Here is a 6,137-nt window from a genome sequence, read left to right on the forward strand (position 1 = left end):
GCGCGCGCCGATGACTGCCTTGCAGGCAATCTCGATCAGTTGCGGACGCTGCGCCAGTCTAGACACGCCAATAATGTTGCTGGCGCATTGCGGACGCTCAGTGCCATAAGCGGTCTTGCGTACCTGGCCAACCACGGCGAAGGCCGCATCCATATCCAGCACAAACAGCGTTTCCTCCACCACATCCTCAAGCGTCGCGTCATACAGCGCGAGCAGTTTGGCGATGTTGTCGTACGCAGTGCGCATCTGCTCTCCCATCGCCGAGAAGTCGCTGGGTCTGCCCTCGGTATCCAGCGGCGCAGGCGCTACCAGATTGCCGTGTTCATCGTGGTTGAACTGGCCAGATACATAGATTTCCTTACCGACCTGTCTTGCCTGTGGGTAGCCATAGCCTTCCTCCCAGGGAACGCCCCAGTAAGCGGTCTTTTGGCCGTTTGGACGTGTAGCTGTCATTGCAATCTCCGAGCGCTCTATGGACCGCGTTGAAAGCCGCGGTCCGGTGGTGGGAGGCAGATGCTAGCAGCGTAAGGGCAATCTAGATGATGCATTTATGCACTTTCAAGAGCGCATTAATGCGAGCGCAAATTTCCTGTTGTTTCGTTAAATTGAATTGGAATTCGGGCCGCAGCCGCTCTAGACGGCGCCATCGCTGCATTGCGGCAACCAAGCCGATGTGGCCGTCCGGATCGAAGCACAGACCATTACTCAACCGACAGGTAAACAACAATGAATAACCCAAAACTCGATGTTCTGACTCCACAAAACAGCCAGCTGATCTTTATCGACCAACAGCCGCAAATGGCCTTCGGCGTGCAGAGCATCGACCGCCAGACACTGAAGAACAACACCGTGGGGCTGGCCAAGGCTGCCAAGATTTTTAACGTGCCGACCACCATCACCTCGGTAGAAACCGAAAGCTTCTCCGGCCACACCTATCCCGAACTGCTCGCCGTTTTCCCCGAGGCGCCACTGCTCGAGCGCACTTCGATGAACTCCTGGGACGACCAGAAGGTTCGTGATGCGTTGAAGGCCAATGGCCGCAACAAGATCATCGTCTCCGGCTTGTGGACCGAGGTGTGCAACACCACCTTCGCGCTCTCAGCCATGCACGATGCCGGTTACGAGATCTACATGGTCGCAGACGCCTCCGGCGGCACCACCAAAGAAGCGCACGACTATGCGATGCAGCGCATGATCCAGGCGGGCGTGGTGCCCGTGACCTGGCAGCAGGTGCTACTGGAATGGCAGCGTGACTGGAAGAACCGCGAGACCTACGACGCGGTAATGAATCTGGTCAAAGAGCACTCCGGCGCCTACGGCATGGGCGTCGACTACGCCTATACCATGGTGCACAAGGCGCCTGAGCGCGTTGCACACGGCCCGACCCTCGCCCCCATCGCTGTCCCTATCTAGCCTGCTCGCCGCTCCCGAAACATAGGGGGCGGCCTCTCACCCGAATGAACCAAGGTCAGCCGATCTCGCTCGCTGGCGCGAACGGCTGCGCGTATTACAAGGAGACAACCATGGACAGGATCATGCTCGGTCAGAAAACTCACCTCTTTGGCTCACCGTTTCAGCAACCATTGCGAAACAGTCGAGAGCGCTCGGCGTTGGCCCCTTGGCAGGAGCGCAAGGCCAAACAGATTCTGGCGTCTGCCTGCCAGGACAAGGTGCTGATTGCCGAGGTCGCTTCACAATGCTCCTTGTCCAGAAGCCACTTCTCCCGGGCCTTCAAGAAAACAACGGGGATGTCGCCGCAAGAGTGGACGCTAAAATCGCGTATCGAGCGTGCTCAGCACTTGATTATTGAAGGCTCGCTATCCATGTGCGAAGTCGCTTTCGAATGCGGCTTCTCCGACCAACCCCATTTCACCCGCATGTTCCGCAAGCTGACTGGCGTCTCTCCAAAGCGATGGCAGCGTAGTCACCTGTCTTCCCTGGAGGCAGCATGACGTTCGCTTTTTAAGCGAGTACCACACCACTTTTGAAACGGCCGCTTCTGGCCGGTTGCGGCCTGTCGTGAAGGAACGGTACCGGCCAAAAGCGGCCCTTAGTTATTTACGGAGTCAGGGCCCATTCAGTAGCCGCGGCAAGAAAGTCAGTGTTGGTTATCAGAACATCCCGCAGGCGGCCGCCGTGGAATAGTCAGAGCCAGCGGCGAACCTTGGCTTTGTAGCGGCGGTAGTCGTCGCCGAACTTCGCTTCGAGATAGCGCTCCTCGTGAGCGATCACCTGCCTCTGGATCACGATTAGCACCAACGGAAGCAAAGCCAAGGCGATCGCTCCGTCGAAGCCGATCGCAATGCCGGCATAGACCAGCGCCATGCCGAGATACATGGGATTGCGGGTCCAGCGATAAGGGCCGGTCGTTGCGATGAGGGTCGTTGGTCGCGACGGCGGAACGTGGGTGCCCAGGCGCCGGAACAGCCCCGCCGCCGCAAGCATCTTCGCCGCACCGACAGCGAACAGCAGCGCGCCCGTCGCGACCAGCAACCACCGGTCGATGCCGAAAAAGTGCAGGGCGACGAACCGCTCCGCCGCCAGCCCCGACAGCAGCGCTCCCAGATAAATGAGGGGCGGAGGGAAGCGCACGCCGGCGCTGTCCGGATCGACGGCCATGTTCATCTCCTCTCTATGCGCTCAAGCCAGCATCGACTGCTGAGCGAAAATACCCGCCATCGCGCCCTGTGATGATGCCTGGGTGACTGAGGGCAATATGGGCGTGGTGAGATCACCGCCGGCGTAGATGCCGGGCGTGCTGGTTTGGCGGCGCTCGTCGACCTTGAGCACGACGCCAGTGGGCGTATCCATCGTGGCAAGGCCCAGCGATTCATGCAGGCTTGCGGACGGCTTGTTGCGCGGATGAGCAAACAGGATATCGACCGCGACAGTGGAGCCAGTGTCGAGATTGACGGTAGCGATATGCCCCTGGTGATGGGCGATCTCGACGATCCGCCCGTCGACGACAGGTATGTTGCGGTGCGCCAGATCGGCCTGGATATCAGGCGCAATGTCGTGACCATCGGCAAAGACAGTCAACCTGTCAGTCCAATCGAGGAACAGCCTGACCTGGTTGTGCGATTGCGGGCCGGACCACACGAGGCCCCAATGCTGGCCAGCGACTTCAAAGCCGTCGCAATAGGGGCAGGGGACAATGGACGTGCCCCAACTCTCGGCAAAGCCCGGAATAGCAGGCATTTGGTCGGCGACGCCATAGCTCAGGATCACGCGGCGGGCCATTAGGCTTTCGTGATCGTCAGTGACAACGCAGAAATCGTCGATTGCGCCAGAAATTTTCTCCGCCCGGGCATTGACCAGTCTGACCGTTGGATAGCGCGCCAACTGCTGCCGCGCCGCGGTCAGGATGTCCAGCGGCGGCGTGTGATCGTGACCGAGCAGACCATGCGAATGGCCGGCAAAGCGGTTACGCGGCCGGCCGGTATCGAGAACGATGACCTTGCGACGGGCACGGCCGAGCTGCAAAGCGGCGGCGAGACCGGCAAAACTTCCGCCGATGATGATGACGTCATTCATGGTGATGGGCTCCGCTGGAGGGCAGGTTGTAACCTAGCCTTTGGATTGCACATTTAGGACACTGGATGGTATCGTATATCCTAATTTAGGATACTGTAAAGTACTAATATCATGAGCGAAACTGTACAGGGCCGGCGCGGCCGGCCCACCAACGAGGCGCTTGCCCAAACGATACTCGACGCCGCGAGCGAACTTTTTGTGGAATTGGGTTTTCAAGCGACGACGTTGGACAAGGTCGCCCAGCGGGCGAAGATATCCAAGCTCAGCATCTATAGGCGCTTCGAGAACAAGGAGGCGCTGTTCAGTGCAGCCATCGCGGCCGGCTGCCAGCAGTCGTTTGCACCACAGGCTCTGCTTGAAGGTGCCGAAGGTCCGGTCGAAGACCAACTTATGGCGGTGGGAACATCACTGCTGCGCACGCTGTTGAGACCAGACGTCAGCAGTATTGAAGCCATGGTCATGGCCGATAAAACGAGTCAAAACGCCCTGAGCAAGCGCCACTACGAATCCGGCGCCGCCCACGTCATCGCCGATATCGAGGCCCTGTTGCGCCAACTTCACGGAAAGGCGCATCTCAATGTTCCCGATCCTCTCCAAGCCGCCCGCTTGTTTGCCGCGCTCTTCAAAGGGTCCGATCTACTGATGATCGCCCGCTTCGATCAGGCGAGAGCAGAGGACGAAATCGAATCCTATTGCCGGTCGGCTGTCGCCATGTTCATCGCCGCGTACGGTCGCAGCGACCACGCGGATGGATAAGCATTTAAGTGCTGCGGGGCAGCTTGGTTCAGGCTTGGTTTTGCGCTTCAGGGGCCGTAGCGGAATCACAGGCGGCGTCCAATTAACTGTCGCAGTTACTGGCGCAAGTGCTCAGCATCGCAGCCTGAATCGACCATAGACTCGTACACTCCTTCAAGCTGCTGCCTCTCGCCAGGAGCGGCTGCTCTTGGCCGACACCTGCTTGTTCTTAACTGGAGAAAGCTACGGCAACGGCTTATGGGAGAGGCTTTAGCCGCGATGCGTTTGATGTTCTGGCACCCACAAAAAAGCCCGACTCGCGCCGGGCTTTTCTCTACACCAACTACCGATCAAATCTCGGCTTTACGCACATTGCCAAACAAGCTCTGGGCAAACTTCACCCGTTCTTCTGGCGTTTCTACCACGCCTTGCGCGGTCAGCTCAGCAATCCGCGCTTCTACGGCATGGGCGCGGTGGGTAAGGCCGCAGTCGTTGGCGATTTGAATGTTCAGGCCGGGGCGTGCGTTGAGTTCGAGAATCAGCGGGCCCTTTTCCTGGTCGAGCACCATGTCCACGCCGATATAGCCCAACCCGCACAGTTCGTAGCAACCGGCGGCCAGTTTCATAAAGCCGTCCCAGTTGGGCAACTGCACGCCGTCTACGGCGTTGGTGGTGTCGGGGTGTTTGCTGATTTTGTTGTTCAGCCAGGTGCCGCGCAGGGTTACGCCGGTGGCCAGGTCCACACCCACGCCGATGGCGCCTTGGTGCAGGTTGGCTTTGCCGCCGGATTGCCGGGTGGGCAGGCGCAGCATGGCCATCACCGGGTAGCCCATCAGCACAATGATGCGGATGTCCGGCACGCCTTCGTAGCTGATGCTTTTGAAGATCTGGTCGGGCGTTACCCGGTATTCAATCAGCGCGCGGTCGCGGTGGCCGCCGAGTGAGTACAGGCCGGTGAGGATGCTGGAGATTTGATGCTCCAGCTCTTCATGGCTAACGATCTTGCCCGACACCGTGCGATAGCGGTCTTCGAAACGGTCGGCGATCACCAGAATGCCGTCACCGCCAGCGCCTTGCGCCGGCTTGATCACGAAGTCCGGACGCTCGCCGATGATGTCGCGCAGTTTGTCGATCTGCTTTTCGGTTTCGATGATGCCGTACATTTCCGGCACATGAATGCCCGCCAGAATCGCCCGCTCCTTGGTGATGATCTTGTCATCGACAATCGGGTACAGGTGGCGCTTGTTGTATTTGAGCACGTAGTCCGCGTTGCGGCGGTTGATGCCCATGATGCCTTTGGCTTCCAGGGCCTTCCACGTTTTGATCATGCCGAACATGGCTCAGTCCTTCAGAAAGGCTTTGAAGCGGAACAGCTCGGTCAGGCGATAGCCGCGATACCGACCCATGGCCAACATAAAGCCCACCAGAATCAACAGCACTGCTGGGAAGGTGAACACAAAGTAGTTCAGCTCCGGCACGGTCATCAGCAGGTGCGCCAAGGAGGCGGCGAACAGGGTGCCAATTGCCACTTTCATGGCATGGCCACCGCCGCGTTCTTCCCAGGTGATGGACAGGCGTTCAATGGTCATGGTCAAGATCACCATCGGGAACAGTGCTACCGACAGCCCGCGTTCCAGGCCCAGCTTGTGGCTCAGCAAGCTGATGGTGGCAATCAGCACCACCACAAACGTAAGCACCACCGACAGCCTCGGTAGCATTTGCAGCTTCAAGTGTTCGAGGTAGGAACGCAGCGATAAGCCCAGCGCCGTGATGATGGTGAACAGCGCAATGCCGTAGCCCAGCTGCATTTCGCGGAAGGCCAGGGCGATCAGCACCGGGGTAAAGGTACCCAGAGTTTGCAGGCCGAT

At 59.0% G+C, this 6,137-nt stretch carries 8 protein-coding genes; 3 read left to right on the forward strand and 5 right to left on the reverse strand.

Annotated features, from left to right (window positions below):
* The coding region (locus AAAB16_RS24830) for a Rid family hydrolase (protein WP_340665756.1) at window positions 1-453 on the reverse strand (453 nt) is incomplete at its 3' end.
* 273 nt (window positions 454-726) lie between these two features.
* On the opposite strand from AAAB16_RS24830, the gene AAAB16_RS24835 reads away from it, so the two are divergent.
* Together AAAB16_RS24835 and AAAB16_RS24840 are read left to right on the forward strand one after the other, a co-directional pair.
* A complete protein-coding gene (locus AAAB16_RS24835; RefSeq protein ID WP_340665757.1) occupies window positions 727-1,413 on the forward strand; it encodes a hydrolase in 687 nt (228 codons plus the stop codon).
* A gap of 110 nt (window positions 1,414-1,523) precedes the next feature.
* A complete protein-coding gene (locus tag AAAB16_RS24840) occupies window positions 1,524-1,952 on the forward strand; it encodes an AraC family transcriptional regulator (protein ID WP_340665758.1) in 429 nt (142 codons plus the stop codon).
* Between the two features lie 193 nt (window positions 1,953-2,145).
* Here the strand turns inward: AAAB16_RS24840 and AAAB16_RS24845 are convergent, their stop codons facing one another.
* Window positions 2,146-2,619 carry an isoprenylcysteine carboxylmethyltransferase family protein gene (locus AAAB16_RS24845; RefSeq protein ID WP_340665759.1) on the reverse strand — a complete coding sequence of 158 codons (474 nt, stop codon included), beginning with the start codon at window positions 2,617-2,619 and terminating at the stop codon, window positions 2,146-2,148.
* Between the two features lie 21 nt (window positions 2,620-2,640).
* Window positions 2,641-3,534: an NAD(P)/FAD-dependent oxidoreductase gene (locus tag AAAB16_RS24850; protein ID WP_340665760.1), complete on the reverse strand. Its 894-nt coding sequence runs from the start codon at window positions 3,532-3,534 to the stop codon at window positions 2,641-2,643.
* A 111-nt stretch (window positions 3,535-3,645) separates the two neighbouring features.
* Here AAAB16_RS24850 and AAAB16_RS24855 point away from each other — a divergent pair, with 111 nt between their 5' ends.
* Window positions 3,646-4,290, forward strand: a complete 645-nt coding sequence (locus AAAB16_RS24855; protein ID WP_340665761.1) for a TetR/AcrR family transcriptional regulator — start codon at window positions 3,646-3,648, stop codon at window positions 4,288-4,290.
* A gap of 329 nt (window positions 4,291-4,619) precedes the next feature.
* Here AAAB16_RS24855 and AAAB16_RS24860 read toward each other — a convergent pair whose 3' ends face one another.
* Both AAAB16_RS24860 and AAAB16_RS24865 read right to left on the reverse strand, forming a co-directional pair.
* Window positions 4,620-5,606, reverse strand: coding sequence for an alpha-L-glutamate ligase-like protein (locus tag AAAB16_RS24860; protein WP_340665762.1), 987 nt, complete (start codon window positions 5,604-5,606; stop codon window positions 4,620-4,622).
* 3 nt (window positions 5,607-5,609) lie between these two features.
* The coding region (locus tag AAAB16_RS24865) for a 7TM domain-containing protein (RefSeq protein WP_340665763.1) at window positions 5,610-6,137 on the reverse strand (528 nt) is incomplete at its 5' end.

This window comes from Pseudomonas sp. (assembly GCF_037994325.1).
Lineage (GTDB): Bacteria > Pseudomonadota > Gammaproteobacteria > Pseudomonadales > Pseudomonadaceae > Aquipseudomonas.